The organism is Lachnospira sp., from assembly GCF_016290755.1.
In the GTDB taxonomy this organism is placed as follows: Bacteria; Bacillota; Clostridia; order Lachnospirales; family Lachnospiraceae; genus Lachnospira; species Lachnospira multipara.
Genome location: NZ_JAEEVD010000022.1, coordinates 1 through 19,051 on the forward strand (window position 1 = coordinate 1; position 19,051 = coordinate 19,051).

General features: G+C 36.3%; 17 protein-coding genes. 12 read left to right on the forward strand and 5 right to left on the reverse strand.

Annotated elements, in window-relative coordinates:
• Position 1: 1 nt before the first annotated feature.
• The 10 genes from QVA17_RS12570 (at position 2) to QVA17_RS06900 (ending at position 11,714) form a co-directional block, all read left to right on the forward strand.
• A complete protein-coding gene (locus QVA17_RS12570; RefSeq protein WP_287387358.1) occupies positions 2–163 on the forward strand; it encodes an HPr family phosphocarrier protein in 162 nt (53 codons plus the stop codon).
• Positions 164–184: 21 nt separating this feature from the next.
• A complete protein-coding gene (ptsP, locus tag QVA17_RS06860; RefSeq protein ID WP_287387280.1) occupies positions 185–1,804 on the forward strand; it encodes a phosphoenolpyruvate--protein phosphotransferase in 1,620 nt (539 codons plus the stop codon).
• A gap of 1 nt (position 1,805) precedes the next feature.
• Positions 1,806–2,789 (forward strand): LacI family DNA-binding transcriptional regulator, encoded by a 984-nt coding sequence (locus tag QVA17_RS06865; RefSeq protein ID WP_287387282.1) that lies wholly within the window; start codon positions 1,806–1,808, stop codon positions 2,787–2,789.
• Between the two features lie 46 nt (positions 2,790–2,835).
• Positions 2,836–3,141: a type II toxin-antitoxin system PemK/MazF family toxin gene (locus QVA17_RS06870; RefSeq protein ID WP_027431277.1), complete on the forward strand. Its 306-nt coding sequence runs from the start codon at positions 2,836–2,838 to the stop codon at positions 3,139–3,141.
• A gap of 527 nt (positions 3,142–3,668) precedes the next feature.
• Positions 3,669–4,280, forward strand: a complete 612-nt coding sequence (locus QVA17_RS06875) for a TetR/AcrR family transcriptional regulator (protein ID WP_287387284.1) — start codon at positions 3,669–3,671, stop codon at positions 4,278–4,280.
• A 123-nt stretch (positions 4,281–4,403) separates the two neighbouring features.
• Positions 4,404–5,186 (forward strand): DUF2225 domain-containing protein, encoded by a 783-nt coding sequence (locus QVA17_RS06880; RefSeq protein WP_051195408.1) that lies wholly within the window; start codon positions 4,404–4,406, stop codon positions 5,184–5,186.
• Positions 5,187–5,311: 125 nt separating this feature from the next.
• Positions 5,312–6,151: a DegV family protein gene (locus QVA17_RS06885; protein ID WP_287387286.1), complete on the forward strand. Its 840-nt coding sequence runs from the start codon at positions 5,312–5,314 to the stop codon at positions 6,149–6,151.
• A 148-nt stretch (positions 6,152–6,299) separates the two neighbouring features.
• Positions 6,300–7,601 (forward strand): phosphopyruvate hydratase, encoded by a 1,302-nt coding sequence (eno, locus tag QVA17_RS06890; protein ID WP_287387288.1) that lies wholly within the window; start codon positions 6,300–6,302, stop codon positions 7,599–7,601.
• Between the two features lie 175 nt (positions 7,602–7,776).
• Positions 7,777–10,803, forward strand: coding sequence for a hybrid sensor histidine kinase/response regulator (locus QVA17_RS06895; protein ID WP_287387292.1), 3,027 nt, complete (start codon positions 7,777–7,779; stop codon positions 10,801–10,803).
• Between the two features lie 107 nt (positions 10,804–10,910).
• On the forward strand, positions 10,911–11,714 hold the full coding sequence (locus tag QVA17_RS06900; protein ID WP_287387295.1) for a response regulator: 804 nt from the start codon (positions 10,911–10,913) through the stop codon (positions 11,712–11,714).
• A 136-nt stretch (positions 11,715–11,850) separates the two neighbouring features.
• Here QVA17_RS06900 and QVA17_RS06905 read toward each other — a convergent pair whose 3' ends face one another.
• The 5 genes from QVA17_RS06905 to QVA17_RS06925 all read right to left on the reverse strand — a co-directional run bounded on the left by QVA17_RS06905 (position 11,851) and on the right by QVA17_RS06925 (position 16,301).
• The gene (locus QVA17_RS06905; protein ID WP_027431272.1) at positions 11,851–12,114 is read right to left on the reverse strand and encodes an HPr family phosphocarrier protein; all 264 of its coding nucleotides are present in this window, start codon (positions 12,112–12,114) and stop codon (positions 11,851–11,853) included.
• Positions 12,115–12,212: 98 nt separating this feature from the next.
• Positions 12,213–14,120: a PTS fructose transporter subunit IIABC gene (locus tag QVA17_RS06910; RefSeq protein WP_287387297.1), complete on the reverse strand. Its 1,908-nt coding sequence runs from the start codon at positions 14,118–14,120 to the stop codon at positions 12,213–12,215.
• Positions 14,121–14,156: 36 nt separating this feature from the next.
• Entirely contained in the window at positions 14,157–15,083 is a 927-nt protein-coding gene (gene pfkB / locus QVA17_RS06915) for a 1-phosphofructokinase (RefSeq protein WP_287387300.1), read from the reverse strand.
• A gap of 63 nt (positions 15,084–15,146) precedes the next feature.
• A complete protein-coding gene (locus QVA17_RS06920; RefSeq protein ID WP_287387303.1) occupies positions 15,147–15,905 on the reverse strand; it encodes a DeoR/GlpR family DNA-binding transcription regulator in 759 nt (252 codons plus the stop codon).
• 186 nt (positions 15,906–16,091) lie between these two features.
• Positions 16,092–16,301, reverse strand: a complete 210-nt coding sequence (locus QVA17_RS06925; RefSeq protein ID WP_287387306.1) for a hypothetical protein — start codon at positions 16,299–16,301, stop codon at positions 16,092–16,094.
• A gap of 312 nt (positions 16,302–16,613) precedes the next feature.
• Between QVA17_RS06925 and QVA17_RS06930 the strand changes: the two genes are divergently transcribed.
• Entirely contained in the window at positions 16,614–17,471 is an 858-nt protein-coding gene (locus QVA17_RS06930) for an AIM24 family protein (protein WP_027431267.1), read from the forward strand.
• Positions 17,472–17,641: 170 nt separating this feature from the next.
• Positions 17,642–19,051 carry a uracil-xanthine permease family protein gene (locus QVA17_RS06935; protein WP_287387309.1) on the forward strand — a complete coding sequence of 470 codons (1,410 nt, stop codon included), beginning with the start codon at positions 17,642–17,644 and terminating at the stop codon, positions 19,049–19,051.

Here is a 19,051-nt window from a genome sequence, read left to right on the forward strand (position 1 = left end):
GATCACAGTTTGCAAGGGAGATAAATCAGCAGAAGCAACAAAGCTTATGGCTTTAATGGCAATGGGTGTTAAGTGTGGCGATACTGTAACTGTTAATGTAGAAGGTGGAGATGAAGAAGCTACATTTGCTAGCATCAAGGACTTCTTTGAGAACAATCTATAATTTAAAGAATCGAGGTTAATTATGGATAAATTTACAGGTAAATCAGTATTTAAGGGCGTTGCAATGGGTAACGTAGTTGTATTGGATAAGAAAGATAAACCAGTAGTTCGTGAAAAGATTACTGATACAGATTCTGAAGTTGCAAGAGTAGATGTTGCTGTTGCAGAAGGAATTAAGCAGTTAGGAGCTTTATATGATAAGGCTTTAAAGGAAGTTGGTGAGGCTTCAGCAGCAATTTTTGAAGCTCATCAGATGATGATTGAAGATATGGATTATAACGATTCTATCAAGAATATCATTAGAACAGAGAATGTTAATGCAGAATTTGCTGTAGCTGTTGCAGGTGATAATTTTGCTGAGATGTTTGCAGCTATGGATGATGATTATATGAGAGCTAGAGCTGCAGATATTAGAGACGTTTCAAACCGTCTTATTAACATTTTACAGGGCAATGAAGTGGTTGACTTCTCATCTATGGAACCATCTGTAATTATTGCAGATGATTTAACTCCTAGTGAGACTGTTCAGATGGATAAGGAGAAGATTCTTGCCTTCGTAACAGTTCATGGTTCAACTAATTCACATACTGCAATCCTTGCTAGAATGATGAACATTCCTGCATTAGTATCAGTAGATATGGATTTATCTAAGATTAAGAATGGTACACTTGCTGTAGTTGATGGTGTTAAGGGTGAAGTAACTTTTGATCCATCTGCTGAATTGCAGTGCGAAGTTAAGAAGCAGATTCAGAAGCAGAAGGAACAGGCTGAACTCCTTAATCAGTTAAAGGGTAAGGAGAATGTAACTAAGAGCGGTAAGAAGATTAACATTTATGCTAATATTGGTGCTGTTAGTGATGTTGCACTTGTTTTAGAGAATGATGCTTCAGGTATCGGCTTATTTAGATCTGAGTTCTTATATCTTGGTAGAGAAGATTTCCCAAGTGAAGAAGAACAGTTTAGAGCTTACAAGCAGGTTGCTCAGAATATGGCTGATAAGAAGGTTATTATCAGAACTCTTGATATTGGTGCTGATAAGAAGGTTGATTACTTCAACTTAGGTGAAGAAGATAACCCAGCTCTTGGTTATAGAGCTATTAGAATTTGCTTAAAGCAGCCGGATATCTTTAAGACTCAGTTACGTGCTCTTTTAAGAGCTGCTGTTTACGGTAATATTTCTATTATGTATCCTATGATTATTTCGGTGGATGAAGTTAAGCAGATTAAGAAGATTGTTAAGGAAGTGGCTGATGAGCTTACATCACTTGGTATTGATTTTAGAATTCCAGAACAGGGTATCATGATTGAAACTCCTGCTTCTGTAATTATGAGTGAAGAACTTGCTCATGAAGTTGATTTCTTTAGTATTGGTACTAACGATTTAACACAGTACACACTTGCCATTGATAGACAGAATTCAAAGTTAGATGATTTCTATGATTCACATCATCCAGCTGTTTTAAGAATGATAAAGATGGCTACAGACAATGCTCACAAGGCAGGTATCTGGTGTGGTATTTGTGGTGAATTAGGAGCTGATACAGAGCTTACAGAAGAGTTTGTTAAGATGGGACTTGATGAGCTTTCAGTATCACCTTCTATGGTGCTTAAATTAAGAAAGATTGTTAGAGAGATGGATTAATATGACGATTAATGAAATAGCTAAATTAGCAGGCGTATCTAACGCAGCTGTTTCTAGGTATTTTAATAATGGCTATGTCTCTGATGAAAAAAGAGAAGCAATAAGGAAAGTGGTTGAGGAGACGGGCTATGTCCCATCTCCCCAGGCACAAACTTTGCGAACTAAGAAGACAAAGCTAATTGGCGTTATAATTCCAAGACTTAATTCCACTGCAACTAACTTAGTTGTTAATGGCATATCGGATAGATTAGAAACTGAAGGCTATCAATTATTACTTGGAAACACTGGCGATGATGTATCTAAGGAACTAAAGTACCTTCAGGTTTTTAATGAGAATAGAGTGGATGGAGTTATATTGCTAAGTTCTATGGTAACTAACAAGCATAGACTTGCAATTGATAAATTGAAATGTCCTGTGGTAATAATTGGACAGAATGTAGAGGGCTGCAATTGCATTTATTATAATGACTACCAAGCAGTTTATATGGTGACTAATTTTCTAATTGAGAAGGCCTGTAAAAGAATTGTTTTTATTGGCTTTAATGATGCAGACATTTCCAATGGTAAGCAGAGAAGAAAGGGCTTTATAAAGGCCTTAAAGGATGCTCATTTGCCTTGTGAAGACAGTCAGATAAGTACTAGTGATATTAAAAAGCAATCTGGATATTTAATCATGGAGAGCTTGTATAGTAAATATCCGGATCTTGATGGTGTTGTCTGTGCCTCAGATAGAGTTGCTGTAGGTGCAATAAAGTATTTACAGGATAGAGGAAAGAGAGTTCCTGAAGACGTCAAGGTTGTAGGACACGACTATTCTGACTTTTCAATGGCTATTACGCCAACACTTACAACAGTTAAGTATCACTATGAAGAGGCTGGTGCTAAGGGTGCTGCTATGTTACTAAATTTAATTAGAGAGATACCTATTAGTGCTAACGAGGTAATGCTTGGCTACGAAATAATTGAGAATGATTCAACAAGATAGTAATGTAAAGGTTAAATATAGGCTGGCGAAAAGCAAAGGAGATTAGATGGCAGCAAATATTAAACAAGGTGATATTATTGAAGTAGTGGGAATTGATTTTGTTCCGCTAGTAATTAATAATAACGAGAATGCTAGGGATGCAAAGGTAATGGTGTGTCCTATAATTGATGAAGACAAGAACAATGACAAACATGTTTATGTTGAAGGCGAGAAGATAAAAGGATATGCTTGCTGTGATCAGGTAAGACGTATCAATCTACTGGCTAAACAATATAAAGCAATAGATCATATAAGCTATGAAGACATAGCAAAGATTACTAGAACAGTGAATAGTATGATGAATTTTTTCTAAGGATTAGTATAAAAACTAATCCTTTTTTTATGTTTTTTTGTTATAAGGACTAAAAGGGGGTGGGTATTTTTGTTATATCTACCCCCTTTCACCCCCAAATTCAGATACAAAAAGGGGGTAATTTAAGAAACTATATTATTGGTATATAAATAACAAACCTAGATAAAATCTTGCTTTGTTGAATAGTTTGATAGTCAAATGTTTCAACGTAAAAACCCCCCTTGACCGTCCAAATTCAGTAAATTATACTGTAAACAGTGTTAACGAACACTTTACTGCTGTAATACGAGTATCTAAGTGGGGTGGGATCCCTTAGAACTTAAGTAGATATATGTAGGGAGATAACACTGCTGGGGAACCTTCGGGATAAGTAGACGGGAGAAAGAAAGAATTCAAAACTAGAGCTGATTGGGATTTAAACTTTGGTTTCATGAATTCTAGAGTTTGGACTACGCCAAACTCATTGCGTCCTTGATGACGCAAGCCATTAGGGACAGAAATATAGTCGTAGTGTGAATGGAGGCACAATGCCGAAATTAACTAAAGAGGTTCGAGACTTAGTCGTGGCTAAAGCCAAACTCGAATTTCTAGAGAACGGTTTTGAGCACACTTCCATGCGTAACATTGCCAGCGACGTGGGAATTAGTGTCGCAGGGTTATACAAGCTCTTCACAAACAAAGAGGCGTTGTTTGACGAAGTGGTACAACCTGCAATGGATGAATTCAATAACTATTACGAGAGCGTGAAGAGAGATAGCATCAAAAGGATTGATGAGGATAATCTAAAGGCTATCTATGATACGAATAGTATTGAGAACGTGTTAAACATGTTATACGCAGATTTTGATGCTTTTAAACTTATTATCTATTGCTCAACGGGAACTAAATACGAGAATTTTCTTGATGACATTGTTGTGCGTGAATTGAAGGATGTGAATGCTTTAATTCAGATTGCCAAAGAGAAAAAAGTTCCTATTAATACCGTGAAGCCAGAATATATGCAGATCTTGATGCGTGCATATTATGGAGCCTTGTTTGAAGTTGTAAGAAGAGATTTTACAAGAAGTCAAGCAGAGCAATTTCTTCAAACATTAATTGACTTTTTTGAGCCAGGTTGGCGAGAAATTTTCAGGGTGTAACAAATAAAATAAACGTGAAAGAAAAGAGTCTGACTGGGGAGTCAGGCTCTTTTCTTTTTTATAAATCAATGGTATAATTTAAATACTACTAGTGTATAAATTTAATATTTGATGAGGTTGAATATGGGCGGTAATAATGAAAAGAAGACAGTAAGCGAATCGGATTTGATATTTGACAAGAAATGTAAGTGTGCCGCATGTAATGCTGATTTCACCTATAAGCAGGTAAGAACTGGAAAGGCAAGATTTATAGGCACAGATGATGATTTAAGACCTAGATATTCTAATATCGATACAGTTAAATACGATGTTATTATGTGTCCAGTATGTGGGTATTCTGCGGTTTCAAGAGAATTTGATATTGTATCAGATAGCCAGAGAATTCATTTAAATGAAGTAATTGGAAGTAAATTTGCAGGTATTGATATGTCTAATAAGCCATTTTATACATATGATGATGCTATTGTGCGTTATAAGATGGCCTTACTAACAGCGATTAATAAACTACCTGCAAAGTTAAGTGAGTGCGCCTTTTTGTGTCTAAAGCTCTCTTGGTTATACGAGGGAAGACTAGAGCAGATTTTAGATGGTAGAGATAAAAATGAATTATCTGACGAAGATTTTAGTAAATATATTGTTTATGAGCAAGGACTTTTACAGTACAGAGAAGAGGCCTATAAGGGCTTTTCAGAGGCCTTAATTAAGGAGTATCCACCACTTTGTGGTATGGATGAAGAATCCATTGAATTCCTTATTGGCGTCCTTGCCATGAATTGTGGGGATTATGATGAGGCCCTTAATTATTTAGCCAAGGTAGCGGTTTCAAAGAAGGTAAATCCTAAGGTTAAGGAAAAGGCTAGAGATATGATGGATTTATGTAAGGAAAAGAAAAGTGACGCTTTTTAAAAGCTAGGGAGTAAGCATACAGTCTTGACATACAAAGTTATCTAGGATAACATAATCTAGTATTAAAAACTACGTAACGTGTATATATATGTCTTGAAGGATAATGGTATTTGGAGGAGAGATTAATGGCTTATAAGATTGTAGTTGACAGTTGTTGTGACTTACCAGAGGAATACAGAAAAGACGAGCATTTCGCAGTAGTTCCTCTTACACTTGTTGTGGATGATGATGAAATAATTGATGATGAGACCTTTGATCAGTTAGACTTTTTAAGAAGAGTTAGAGAGTCTAAGAATGGTGCTCATTCAGCATGTCCATCACCACAAAGATATATTGATGAATTTGAGAATGTAACTGATACTGACATTTACGTCGTAACATTATCTTCTAAGTTAAGTGGAAGTTATAATGCGGCAGTACTTGCAGGTGAAATGTATAAAGAAGATGGCGGAACTAATAATGTTCATGTTTTTGATTCTAGATCAGCCGCTGCAGGCGAGGTTTTAATTGCTTTTATGATTGAGAGAGCAGTTAAGGAAGGCTTAAGTTTTGAAGAGGTTGTTGAGAGAATTGAAAAGTTTAGAGCTGGAATGGGAACTTATTTTGTTCTTGAAACTCTTGAGGTTTTAAGAAAGAATGGCCGTCTATCAAACTTAAAAGCAGCTTTGGTATCTGCTCTTAACATCAAGCCAATTATGGCGGGTGACGATGGAAGCATCGTTAAACTAGGTCAGAGTAGGGGGATGGACAAAGCGCTAGCGCATATGATTGATTATATCAAGGCAGACACAGTTGATTCAGCTAATAAGACCTTGGTTATAGCTCATTGTAATGCGCCAGCAAGAGCGTTAAAGCTCAAGGAGTTAATTGAGAAGGCAATGGAAATTAAAGAGGTTGTTATCGTGGATACAGCGGGAGTTAGCTCGCTATATGCCTATGATGGCGGCATTGTAGTAAGTGTATAAGTCTATACATTTTCTTATTGATAAATATTATCGTTAATTCTTTGTCAAATGTTCTTAGCTTTATTGTGTATACATTTTTTAGATGATAAAATGGTGTTGGTTATCGGTTAGTAATAACTAATTAAAAGAAAATTTGGAGGCAACTATAATGAATTATTTAGAAATTGAAAAAGTTGTAGGTAGAGAAATTCTTGATTCAAGAGGAAATCCAACAGTTGAAGCTGAGGTATATCTAGTAGATGGCACAATCGGACGCGGAACAGCTCCTTCAGGTGCATCAACAGGTGTTTTTGAAGCTCTTGAGTTAAGAGATGGTGATAAGTCTAGATATCTTGGAAAAGGTGTTACTAAGGCTGTAGAGAACATTAACACAATTATTAACGACGCATTAATCGGTTTAGATGCATCAGATACATATGCTGTAGATAAGGCTATGATTGATGCTGATGGAACAGAGAATAAGGATAAGTTAGGTGCTAACGCAATTCTTGCTGTATCAATCGCAGCAGCTAGAGCAGCATCTATCTCACTTGATATTCCTCTATACAGATTCCTTGGTGGTGCTCAGGCAACAACACTTCCTGTACCTATGATGAACATCTTAAATGGTGGTGCTCATGCTACTAACACAGTAGATACACAGGAATTTATGATTATGCCTGTAGGTGCTCCTTCATTTAAGGAAGCTCTTAGATGGTGTGCAGAAGTATTCCATGCACTTGCTAAGATTTTAAAGGGCAAGGGTCTTGCTACATCAGTAGGTGATGAGGGTGGTTTCGCTCCTAACCTTTCATCTGATGAAGAGACAATTGAAACAATCCTTGAGGCTGTTAAGGCTGCTGGTTATGAACCAGGTAAGGACTTCATGATCGCTATGGATGCTGCTTCTTCTGAATGGAAGGACGAATCTAAGGGTGTTGGTTTCTATAAGCAGCCAAAGTCAGGTAAGACATTTACATCAGATGAGCTTATTGCTCACTGGGAGAGCTTAGTTGACAAGTATCCAATCATCTCAATTGAAGATGGTCTTGATGAAGAAGATTGGGAAGGTTGGAAGAGAATGACTGAAAAGCTTGGCAAGAAGGTTCAGTTAGTTGGTGATGATTTATTCGTTACTAATACTAAGAGACTTTCAAAGGGTATCGAAATGGGTGCTGCTAACTCAGTACTTATTAAGCTTAACCAGATTGGTTCAGTTTCAGAGACTCTTGAAGCTATTAAGATGGCTCACAAGGCTGGCTATACAGCAATTTCATCTCATAGATCAGGTGAAACAGCAGATACAACAATCGCTGATTTAGCTGTAGCTCTTAACACATGCCAGATTAAGACTGGTGCTCCTTCTAGATCAGAAAGAGTTGCTAAGTACAATCAGTTACTTCGTATTGAAGAAGAGCTTGGCTGTGCAGCTACATACCCAGGTATGAAGGCTTTCAACGTACAGAAGTAATTAAGCCTTAAGCAATTAATAGTTGACTATATGCTAATAACTAAATAAATCAATTTAAGGGTACTTCCTTTGGGAAGTGCCCTTTTTTTAATTTTGCATAATTGTATATAAACTATTTTTGTGCTATAATTAACTTAGTTGAACTCGTGATTGTTTGATTAAATGAGGTTTATATATGGATTTCTATCCACAAAATTTAGAGAAAAAAGAAAAAATTATACATTATCTAATAGAGGCTTTTGCGGTTATATTTTCTGTAACTATATTTTGTACTGATTTAAGGGAAAATATATTCTTCTTAAGCTATAATGGTATGGTTTATTATTTCGATTTTTTGCCAACTATGCTTATTTCCGGAATTCTAGGCTATGTGCCTGCAATGCTATATATTTTACTAATCTTTGGAGGACAGGTTATATTTAATTTACAGTTGGCGGCTAGAATATCGGTACATTTATTTTTGGTTATTATTATGTATACGATGGCTAGAAAATGGTGGTTCCGTTCCTATAAGACTATAACAATAGGTTTTATTATAGTTTCCCTTTATGTTTCTATAGGCAACGTGGTAATACTTGCCTTGTGTGGTATAAATGCGATACCAGTTTATACAGCTAATAACTTGTTTAGATTTTATGTAAGCTCCTTATCTCAGGTAGTTTTCGCATTTGTAATAATTTATAATGTCCTAATTAATTTAGAGGATCGAAAGAAAAATCTATTCTCTGTGGGACATTTTTACACAGCTAATTACGTAGATAATGAAGAAGACCAGATCTTTGATATAAAGTCGGATTTACGAAGAAGAGTGGTGCTCTACATTATTGTTGAATTGATACTTATATCTTTGGTGGCAGGAGTTATTGGTTCCTTGTCCTTTAGGGTTACAGACTTTGATAGTGATTACACAAGGGCCTATATTTTGCAGTATTCAAAGACGGGATATCTTTCCACCTCTGTTGGAATTGGTCATCTAGAATTTACCATTAGAGTAATTAGTATTATTTCTTGCATGGTAATTCCGGTGGTATCCATTTTCGTATATTCCATTCAGACCTCAGTGCTTTTTCCAATCAGGCACATGACCAATTACCTAAAGAAATTTGGTATGGCAAATTCTGATGAGGAAAGAGTAAGAGTCTTTAAGGAATATGTTAAGCTGCAACCTAAGAGAAAAGGGGATATGCTGATTCTTTATAACAATCTAAACAATGTAATGCAGGACGTTATGGATTACATTGATAAGATTAATAAAGAGCAGGAATTAAAGACGGAGCTTGAGATTGCAAAGCAGGCTAATGAGGCAAAGAATAACTTCCTATCAAGCATTTCTCATGAAATTAGAACTCCGATAAATGCAGTGCTTGGCATGGATGAGTTAATTATTCGAGAGACTAGTGAACGCAATATAAAGCAATATGCTTATAACATAAAAAATGCAGGAAATACCTTACTTTCACTTATTAGTGACGTTTTGGATTTCTCTAAAATTGAAGCTGGAAAAATGGAAATCATAAACATTGAATATGATTTAAGTTCTACTATAAATGACCTAGTGGTAATGATTGATATTAGGGCCAAGGACAAGGGTTTAGCTTTTAACGTATTTGTAGACCCTTACCTTCCCAAAATCCTCTACGGGGACGAATTGAGGCTTAAACAGTGTGTTTTAAATTTACTTACTAACGCAGTTAAGTATACGCCAGAAGGTTCAGTTACCCTAAGGGTTGGCTTTGATGACATAGCAAACGACCAGATAAGGCTTAAAATCTGGGTTGAGGATACGGGCATGGGAATTGCCAAGGAAGATATGGACAAGTTCTTTAGCCCATTTGAAAGACTAGATATGAAGCGCAACAGAACCACAGAAGGCACAGGCCTTGGAATGAGCATTGTAACAAAGCTTCTAGAGATGATGGGCGCTAATTTAAAGGTCTATAGTAAAGTTGGAGTAGGTTCTAGATTTTTAATAGAAATCAATCAAAAAATTATTCGCAGAGAGGTTATGGGTAATTTCGTGGAATCATATATTAAAGCGCAGGATGGAAGTCAGGAGTATTCAGAAAGCTTTAAGGCAGACAATGTAAGAATACTCGTGGTTGATGATACAGAGATGAATTTAATAGTAATTAAGGGCTTGCTTAAAAATACCGGAGTTAAGATAGACACAGCACTAAGCGGTGTTGAAGCTCTGGGTCTTATAAATACTATAAGGTATGATGTTATTTTCATAGATCATAGAATGCCAAATATGAGCGGCATTGAGCTCTTGCATCATATGAATGAATCTGAGGATAATAAAAATGTAGGCGTGCCCGTTATTGCCCTTACTGCCAACGTGGTTTCCGGCGCTAGGGACATGTATCTAAAGGAGGGCTTTACAGACTATATGTCAAAGCCAGTGGATGGGGCAAGACTTGAAGATATGATTGTTAGACTTGTGCCAGAGGAGAAGATTAACCTTCTTATGCCTTTGGAAAATGTATCTAATAGTGAAAAGGAAAAGTCTAGAGAAAGCGCAGCTTCTAGCTCAAATATTACTATTGGAACAAGTAATTACGGCGGCACAGCAGTTAAGAGTCAGGGCGCTAAATTAAACGCAGAGGAGCGTTTTAATAAGGATGTGGAAGGCATCGATTTTGATATGGCGGTGCAAAACTGTGGCGGCGAGGATGTGCTTGAAGAGGTTTTGGAGAATTTCTTAATTAACATTGATTCAAGGCATGACATGATTGAGAAATACTACAAAGAAGGGGATATTAGAAATTACACAATTCAGGTGCATTCAATTAAGAGTTCTGCAAGACTTATAGGCGCTATGGATATTTCCCGTAGGGCTGCAAGCCTCGAGCAGAATGGTATGGATGAAAATGTTGACGAGATCAATAAATTAACACCAAAGTTTTTAGAGGATCTCCTAACATATAAGGACAAAATTAACACTGTTTTGAGAAAGGATGGGGCTAGTAAGGTTTATAAGCCAGAGATTGAAATTAACATGCTAAAGGATGCCTTTAGAAGTTTAGAGGAGCTTGTGGAAGCCTTTGATTTTGATGGAGCGGATTCTATTATGGATATGCTTGATGAATACTTAGTTCCAGCAGAATATCAGGAGATTTATGACAAGTTAATTCAGCTTATGGCGGCAGTAGATATTGATGGATTAACAGCACTTTTAAAGGAGGTTAATGCAGAAAATTAAAAATCATCTAACTAAATTTTAATGACTAAATATATTGATTGTTGCAAATAAAAAGATTTCTAGTAAAATATAACATTATGGACAAAATTAACTAAGTGAGGTCGAATATGGACAAGAAAGTTCTGTTATTAGGCGATAGCAATTCTTTTATGGTTGGTGCAATTGAAAAAGAGTTAATTAAGGCCCGTTTTAAGGTAACAAGGGCTGAGATTGACGAAGAATCAATTAAGGCTGTTGGTCAATTACCGGAATTGTTTATTATGTATCTAGAGCGCGAATTTGCTTTAAATGATGAGAATTTAATATATATTAATAACCTTTTAAAGGATGATATGGATAGATTATTATACCTTGTTGGTAGTGATAAGGAGGTTAATTCTCTAAAGCCTGCAATTGAGGATGATCTCATATCTGGTATCTTTAAAAGACCGATTAATATTAAAAACTTAACCGTTGTTTTAGAAGAAGTAATGGATAAGCGTTCTAAGATTGAGGAGAAAAAAAGAATATTGGTTTGCGATGATGATGGAACTATGCTAAGAACTATGAAATCATGGCTAAATGAGAAGTATCAGGTATTTATGGTAAATTCTGGTATGAGTGCAATTACCTTCCTTGCAACCAATAAAGTAGATTTGATTTTATTAGACTATGAAATGCCAGTCATTTCAGGGGCTAAGGTTTATGAGATGATAAAAAGTGAGAAAGATACAGCTAATATCCCAGTTATGTTTTTAACTGCAAAGTCAGATAAGGACAGTGTTATGGAGGTTTTATCTCTTAATCCAAAGCCAGAGGCTTATTTGCTTAAGTCTCAGTCAAAAGAGGTAGTTTTATCAAGTATCAATGACTTCTTTGAAAAGCAAAGAAGAGAGAAGTTTAATGAGCTTGGAAAGAATTTAAGAACTTAAGATATAAAAAAAGAGAGGCATAAAGCCTCTCTTTTTAAAAGGAAATTAAAATGAAAAAGAATAGTATGTATTCTTACTTACAACTCATCTATTATTAATTAGTTTAACAACCTAGTACTGAATCGGTCGTTAATCATTAATCACCTAAACCTGAATTGATGATTTCAACGGCTGCAGCCATTGCTTCTTCTTCATCTGGTCCACTTACCTCTAATGTAAATTCTGAACCATACTTTAAGCAAGCACTCATTAGAGCCATAACGCTTTTAGCATTGTAAGTGTTGTTATTAAAATGAATAGTAACTGTACTTGCAAATGGAGTCATCTTCTGACTTAAAACGCTTGCTGGTCTCATGTGCATTCCCTGTTCGTTAACGATTTTTAGTGTCTGTGATACCATAGTCAAATCCTCCTAGTTTATATATCTAATTGCTAATTGTTTCCTTGTTTTCTTGAGAATATTATAACAAATTTATTGCATTATGTTAAGTAATTTATTTACTTAGCAACTTTTTTCTTAAGAAGACCAAGTAGGGCACAACCAACAACTGAACCAATGAGTAAGGCTACAAGGTACATAGGCCAATTACCTACTACAGGGAATACGAAGATTCCACCGTGAGGAGCCATAAGAGTACACTTAAATGCCATTGAAAGAGCACCGGCTACTGCTGAACCCACGATACAAGATGGGATTACACGAAGTGGATCTGCAGCTGCGTAAGGAATAGCACCTTCTGTAATGAAGCAAAGACCCATGATGTAGTTAACAGGACCGTTCTTTCTTTCTGTATCTGTAAACTTGTTCTTGAAAATTGTTGTAGCAAGAGCGATTGCGATTGGAGGAACCATACCACCAATCATAACTGCAGCCATAACATCGTAGTTACCATTTGAAATAGCAGCTAAACCGAAAGCATAAGAAGCCTTGTTGAATGGGCCACCCATATCAATAGCCATCATGCCGGCTACAATCATACCAAGAATAATGCTACTAGCACCGCTAAGTGAGCTTAAACCATCTGAGATACCGTTGTTAATAATAGCAACGAGTGGGTTGAAAGCACACATAACAACTGCAATAAGTAAAGTACCAATCAATGGATAGATAAGTACTGGTTTAATACCATCAACTGCCTTTGGTAGGTAATCACAAATCTTCTCTAAGCAAAGAACAATGTAACCACCAACAAAACCTGCAAGTAATGCACCAAGGAAACCTGCAACAGCCTTTGAATCACCGCCAGGTGCTGCAAATGTTGCACCAACAGATGCCATATAACCACCAACGAAACCAACTACAAGACCCGGTCTATCAGCAATACTCATTGCGATATAACCTGCAAGAATTGGGAGCATGAATGAAAATGCGAAACCACCGACATTCTTAAACCATGCCGCAACAGGTGTGTTAGTACCAAAGTTTGCTGGATCAATTGAGTAATCATCAAGTAAGAAGGCAATAGCAATTAAAATACCACCACCAACTACGAATGGAAGCATATGAGATACACCATTCATAAGATGTCTATATACTGAACTTCCTGACTTTGATGAACTTGAAGAGCCTGCGCCACCCTTATGAGTATAAACGCTTGCTTCACCAGAAATAGCCTTATTAATAAGTTCTTCTGGCTTATGAATTCCATCTGAAACAGGAACTTTAATGACTTTCTTGCCATCAAATCTTGCCATTTCAACATTTCTATCAGCAGCGATAATAATGCAATCAGCAGCTGCAATTTCTGCGTCTGTTAATACATTTTTAGCACCACCAGATCCATCAGTCTCAACCTTAATTGATACCCCCATATCTTTAGCCTTTAATTCAAGGGCTTCAGCAGCCATATAAGTATGAGCAATACCTGTAGGGCAAGCTGTTACGGCTAAAACCTGATAAGATGAATTTGTTGCTGGCTTTGGAGTTTCTGTCACAGCTTCAGGGAACTTTTCAGCTTCCTTCTTATCAATGGCCTTTAAGAATTCGTCTGTTGTCTTAGCTTCTACTAAAGCCTTGTCAAATTCTGGGTCCATTAACATTGTCATTAGTCGTGATAGAACTTCAAGATGTGTGTCTGCAGCTGTGTCTGGAGCTGCAATCATGAAAAGTAAATTAGATGGCTGACCATCTAGAGCTTCGTAGTCAACGCCAGAAGGAGCTGTAATAGCTACAAGTCCGACCTTCTTTACTGCGCTAGACTTACCATGAGGAATAGCAATTCCCTGGCCTACAGCTGTTGAACCCTTAGCTTCACGAGCTTTAATAGCTTCTGTAAATGCTGCAGGGTCGCTTAGATTACCTACAGAGTCGTGCAATGCAACTAACTGTGCAATAGCATCGTCTTTGTCCTTTAGACCAACACCAAGGCGTATGCCTTTTGGGTCTAACAAATCAGTTACTCTCATATAAAAACCTCCAATCTATACGCGCTAAATATCTGTTTAACAGATAAAGTCGCCATCAACAATTTTTTGACGCTGGATATCAATAGTTTTCTTATCAGCAAGGCCTGGTAGAACGGCAGTAGCTGAACCTGCAGCTGAGCCAAGAGCTAAAGCCTCGTAATAATCCTTTGTCTTTAGATATCCCGCAAGAAAACCTGCCACCATTGAATCACCGGAACCAACAGTGTTTACAGCCTTTCCTGATGGAGCACCCATTTGAATAGGTTCTCCGGTTTCTGGTATTAGTAAAGCCCCACGCTTTCCTAATGACACCAATACATTAATTGCCCCGCGGTCTTGTAAAATACGACCATATTTAATTATGTCTTCATCTGTTTCGATGTTGACATTAAATAATTCACCCAATTCAGCCTGATTAGGCTTAACAAGGAATGGCTTATAAGGTAAAACCTTCATAAGTAAATCCTTAGTTGCATCTACAACTTTAATAACATCTTTTCCCTCAAGGGATTTTAAGATCTTCTCGTAGATGTCGCTTGGAAGTGTCTTTGGGATACTTCCTGCTAAAATGATGCAATCACCGTCTTTTATTGCATCGATTTTCTTAAATAATGCATCAATTGAGGCCTGATCAATATCGGGACCCTGTGCATTAATTTCTGTTTCTTTGCTAGCTTTAAGTTTAACATTGATTCTTGAGATTCCCCTAGGAAGCTTAATGAAATCAGTTGTTACCCCCATTTTGGCAACGCCTTCATTAATAGCATCTCCAGTAAATCCAGCAATAAATCCAAGAGAAACATTAGAGATTCCAAGTTCGTTTAAAACAACAGAAACATTGATTCCCTTACCGCCGTAATAGAGTTCTTCGCTCTGGCTTCTATTGGTCTCGCCAATATCTAAATCGCCATTCATTCTCATTACGTAATCAAGAGCCGGGTTAAAAGTAATTGTGTAAACCACTTTAAATCCTCCTTTCTAAAGAATTTATCTTGCCAAAATCTCCCATAATTAAGTGAAACTAAATTAGTTCTTTTTTAACTCTTTTATTACGGTAAGATTTTTAAAATACTTAAAAGTTTCAGGAATGTAGTCAGTAACAATACTTGTTCCATTTAAATTTGAAAAACTAATAGTTGATAGTAAGCCAAACTTTGTATGATCCACTAAAACATAAGAAGTATATGAACGCTCAATTGCCTTAGTCTTTATGAGTGCCTCATCTACGTCTGGTGTTGTAAAACCAGCTTCTTTAGTAATACCGTTAGCTCCAAGGAAGGCCTTAGTAAAGTTGTACTTATAAATACTATCAATACATTCAGGACCTACAATAGCCTCTGTCTCAGGTCTTATGCGACCTCCAACGATGTAAACCTTGTAACCCTTAGATGCTAATTTAGCGGCATGTACAATACCGTTTGTAACAAATGTAGCCTTACTACCCTTTAGATAATCTATTAATTTTAAAGTTGTTGTTCCTGAATCTATAAATACTAAATCTTCATCGTGAATAAGAGATGCTGCATACTTAGCAATAATATCTTTCTCTTCGACATTAATCTTTGCTCTTTCTGGAACATTAAACTCCTTAACACGAGTTGGTTCTTGAATAGCAGTAGCACCACCAAAGACCTTTATTAAGAGCCCCTTCTTATCAAGTGCATTAAGGTCACGACGGACTGTTGCCTCTGAAACTCCTAATAATTCTACTAGTTGTGCAACAGTTACAGTGTTCTTATCATTTACAGTTTTAACTATGATGTCATGTCTTTCTTTGGTTAGCATAAAAGCTCCTTTCTTTAAAATGTAGATTCATCTAAAATGGACTATGTTATATTAATAACTTATCATGTTATTAGTATAATGTCAATCAAAATCAATCAAAATCGAAAAAAATAACAAATTATGTCTGATTATTTTTGACGATTTCAAAATAAAAAAAGGACCACTAAAGTGGTCCTTATAAATTAATTAGATTTTAGTATCGAAGGAACTTCCAGAACTTCCAAGCTCGGCCATAACTTCTGCAAACGAGCTCTGATTTGTGGTAGAATCTTCCTTGGTCAACGTTTCAATACTAGCAGTTTTGGTGGATTTGCTAATACTGTCATTTCGATTAACATAGTTATTACTTGAAAGAAAATTCCTAGGATAGTCAAGATAGTTTCTAAAATCGCTCATGTTGACATCCCCTTTTTAAGAACAAAACTTAATTATCATCTCTTCCGTTATAGTATAATTATACTCTTGTATCAGCAGAAATACAATAGAAACTACAGATTAAATATAGTTTCTTGGATTATTTATATAATTATTGTGCATTTTGGCCTAAGATAGATTTTCATAATTATAAAAATGTAAAATTTGCACGTTAATGAATAAAAAGATGTAAATTTATTCTTTTTAAAGATTAAACAATATGATAATATAAATCTTGTAAAGCAAAAGACAAAAAATTTAATGAAACAAAAAATAAATGAAAAGGGGTAAATTATGATACAGGTAAATAATTTATTTAACAACGCAAACATTAAGTGCATCGAAAATAAGGGTCACTATCAGGTAATTGAATATCAGTCAGATAAGTCAGTTAATCCATATACAGCTGCGACAGCTTATTTTATGCAGCAGATGAATGTTAAGAGAAGACAGCTTTTATGTACTCTTAATGGTGAGGCAGTAAAGTTACAGGCAGGCGCTATGCAGTGGCATACAGGTGGAATTCAGATGGATTCAAATGTAGGCGGCGTTGGCGGTTTTGTAGGTAAGATGATTAAGGGCTCAGTTACTGGTGAATCTGCAATTAAGCCAATTTATCATGGTGCTGGTTACTTAATGCTTGAGCCAACTTACAGACATCTTTTAATTGAAGATGTTGCTAGCTGGGGTCCACAGGGTGTTGTTTTAGATGATGGCCTTTTCCTTGCTTGCGATGCTAATCTTGCTGATCATGTTGTAGCGCGTAATAATGCTAGTTCAGCACTTCTTGGTGGTGAAGGTTTATTTAACCTTTGCTTACAGGGACAGGGTCTTGCAGTATTAGAAAGTAACTTCCCAAGAGAGGAATTACTTGAGATTAATCTTGAAAATGATGAAGTAAGAATCGATGGTAACATGGCCATTGCATGGTCTGGCTCATTAGCTTTCTCTGTTGAAAAGTCTACTAAGTCATTAATCGGTTCAGGCCTTAGTGGTGAAGGCTTAGTAAATGTATATAGAGGAACAGGTAAGATTCTTATGGCTCCAGTTATGGATGGCACTACAATGTCTACAAGTAACAGCGCTCAGCAGAGTTCAAAATCATCTTCTAATGGTCTATTATCAAGTGTAGCTACAAGTGTATTTAGCTAAGATGGTTTGAGTGACTATTTGATATATCATAATAAGAAGTCAGACAATACTTTTTAAAATTAATTTTTTCACAATCTTATTTGAAAAAGAGAAGATAATACTTTATAATGTCCTAGGTGAATTTTTAATAAGTCGCCTAGGACATATTTACTTTTATTTTGGAGGTCACTATGAGTGAAAAAAATTCTGGAGCGATTCGTGATGCTAGACAACTAGGAATTCCTAAGATGTTAATTCTTGGTTTACAGCATATGTTTGCGATGTTCGGCTCAACAATTCTTGTCCCAATTCTTGTTTCTGGATATTTTAGCGCAGCTTGCGGTGAAGAATTAACAAGAGGTTTGACTGTTTCTGTTACATTATTCTGTGCAGGCGTTGGTACTTTAATGTTCCATTTTTGTTCTAAGTTAAAGGTTCCAGCATTCCTTGGATCATCTTTTGCATTCCTTGGAGGTTTTAGTACAGTTGCTAATTTAAATAATGGCATGTATGCAACAATGTCAGCTAATGACAAGGCTGCATATGCATGTGGTGGTGTTGTAGTGGCAGGTGCACTTTATCTTATACTTGCACTTATTATTAAACTAGTAGGTGTTAATAGAGTTATGAAGTTCTTACCACCTGTAGTTACAGGACCAATTATTATTTGTATCGGTTTATCACTTGCTAGCTCAGCTATTTCAAGTGCATCAACAAACTGGTTATTAGCAATTATAGCTTTAGGTGTTATAATTATATTTAACATCTGGGGTAAGGGAATGTTTAAAATTATTCCTATCCTTATGGGCGTAGTAATTTCTTATGTAGTTGCAGTTATTCTTAATGCATGTGGAATTACTAATCCTGATGGCTCAGCAATTCTTAACTTTAGTTCCGTTGCTTCTGCTAGTTGGGTAGGTATTCCAGCATTCCAGATTTGTAAATTTGATGTTACAGCTATTTTAGTTATGGCTCCAATCGCCATTGCTTCTATGATGGAGCATATTGGTGATATGTCAGCTATTTCAGCTACTGTTGAAGAGAATTTTATTGAAGATCCAGGTCTTCATAGAACTTTAATGGGTGATGGTATTGCAACAGCTTTCGCTGGTTTAGTAGGTGGACCTGCTAATACAACATACGGTGAGAATACAGGTGTATTAGAGCTTTCAAGAGTTCATGATCCACGAGTAATTAGACTTGCAGCTGTATTTGCAATTGTTCTTTCCTTCATTCCTAAGTTCTCATCAATTATTGCAACAATGCCAACAGCTATTATCGGTGGTGTATCATTTATGCTTTACGGTATGATTTCAGCTATTGGTGTTCGTAACGTAGTTGAGAACAGAGTTGACTTAACAAAGTCTAGAAACTTAATTATTGCAGGCGTAATCTTCGTTTGTGGTTTAGGCTTCTCAGACGGTTTAACATTTGCTGTAGGAAGTGCCGAGATTACACTTACAGGCCTCGCTATTGCAGCTATTGTTGGTATTTTACTTAACGCAATTTTACCAGGTAACGATTATACATTCGGTTCTAATCCAAGTGGAGACAAGAGCCGTGGTGTATATGTAATGAACACAGACAATAAGGAGAAATAG

What these genes read in the sequence shown, in the direction of transcription:
- ptsP (WP_287387280.1), top strand. Translation starts at nt 185, where the DNA reads ATGGATAAATTTACAGGTAAATCAGTATTTAAGGGCGTTGCAATGGGT.
- QVA17_RS06865 (WP_287387282.1), top strand. Translation starts at nt 1,806, where the DNA reads ATGACGATTAATGAAATAGCTAAATTAGCAGGCGTATCTAACGCAGCT.
- QVA17_RS06870 (WP_027431277.1), top strand. Translation starts at nt 2,836, where the DNA reads ATGGCAGCAAATATTAAACAAGGTGATATTATTGAAGTAGTGGGAATT.
- QVA17_RS06875 (WP_287387284.1), top strand. Translation starts at nt 3,669, where the DNA reads ATGCCGAAATTAACTAAAGAGGTTCGAGACTTAGTCGTGGCTAAAGCC.
- QVA17_RS06880 (WP_051195408.1), top strand. Translation starts at nt 4,404, where the DNA reads ATGGGCGGTAATAATGAAAAGAAGACAGTAAGCGAATCGGATTTGATA.
- QVA17_RS06885 (WP_287387286.1), top strand. Translation starts at nt 5,312, where the DNA reads ATGGCTTATAAGATTGTAGTTGACAGTTGTTGTGACTTACCAGAGGAA.
- eno (WP_287387288.1), top strand. Translation starts at nt 6,300, where the DNA reads ATGAATTATTTAGAAATTGAAAAAGTTGTAGGTAGAGAAATTCTTGAT.
- QVA17_RS06895 (WP_287387292.1), top strand. Translation starts at nt 7,777, where the DNA reads ATGGATTTCTATCCACAAAATTTAGAGAAAAAAGAAAAAATTATACAT.
- QVA17_RS06900 (WP_287387295.1), top strand. Translation starts at nt 10,911, where the DNA reads ATGGACAAGAAAGTTCTGTTATTAGGCGATAGCAATTCTTTTATGGTT.
- QVA17_RS06905 (WP_027431272.1), bottom strand. Translation starts at nt 12,114, where the DNA reads ATGGTATCACAGACACTAAAAATCGTTAACGAACAGGGAATGCACATG.
- QVA17_RS06910 (WP_287387297.1), bottom strand. Translation starts at nt 14,120, where the DNA reads ATGAGAGTAACTGATTTGTTAGACCCAAAAGGCATACGCCTTGGTGTT.
- QVA17_RS06920 (WP_287387303.1), bottom strand. Translation starts at nt 15,905, where the DNA reads ATGCTAACCAAAGAAAGACATGACATCATAGTTAAAACTGTAAATGAT.
- QVA17_RS06925 (WP_287387306.1), bottom strand. Translation starts at nt 16,301, where the DNA reads ATGAGCGATTTTAGAAACTATCTTGACTATCCTAGGAATTTTCTTTCA.
- QVA17_RS06930 (WP_027431267.1), top strand. Translation starts at nt 16,614, where the DNA reads ATGATACAGGTAAATAATTTATTTAACAACGCAAACATTAAGTGCATC.
- QVA17_RS06935 (WP_287387309.1), top strand. Translation starts at nt 17,642, where the DNA reads ATGAGTGAAAAAAATTCTGGAGCGATTCGTGATGCTAGACAACTAGGA.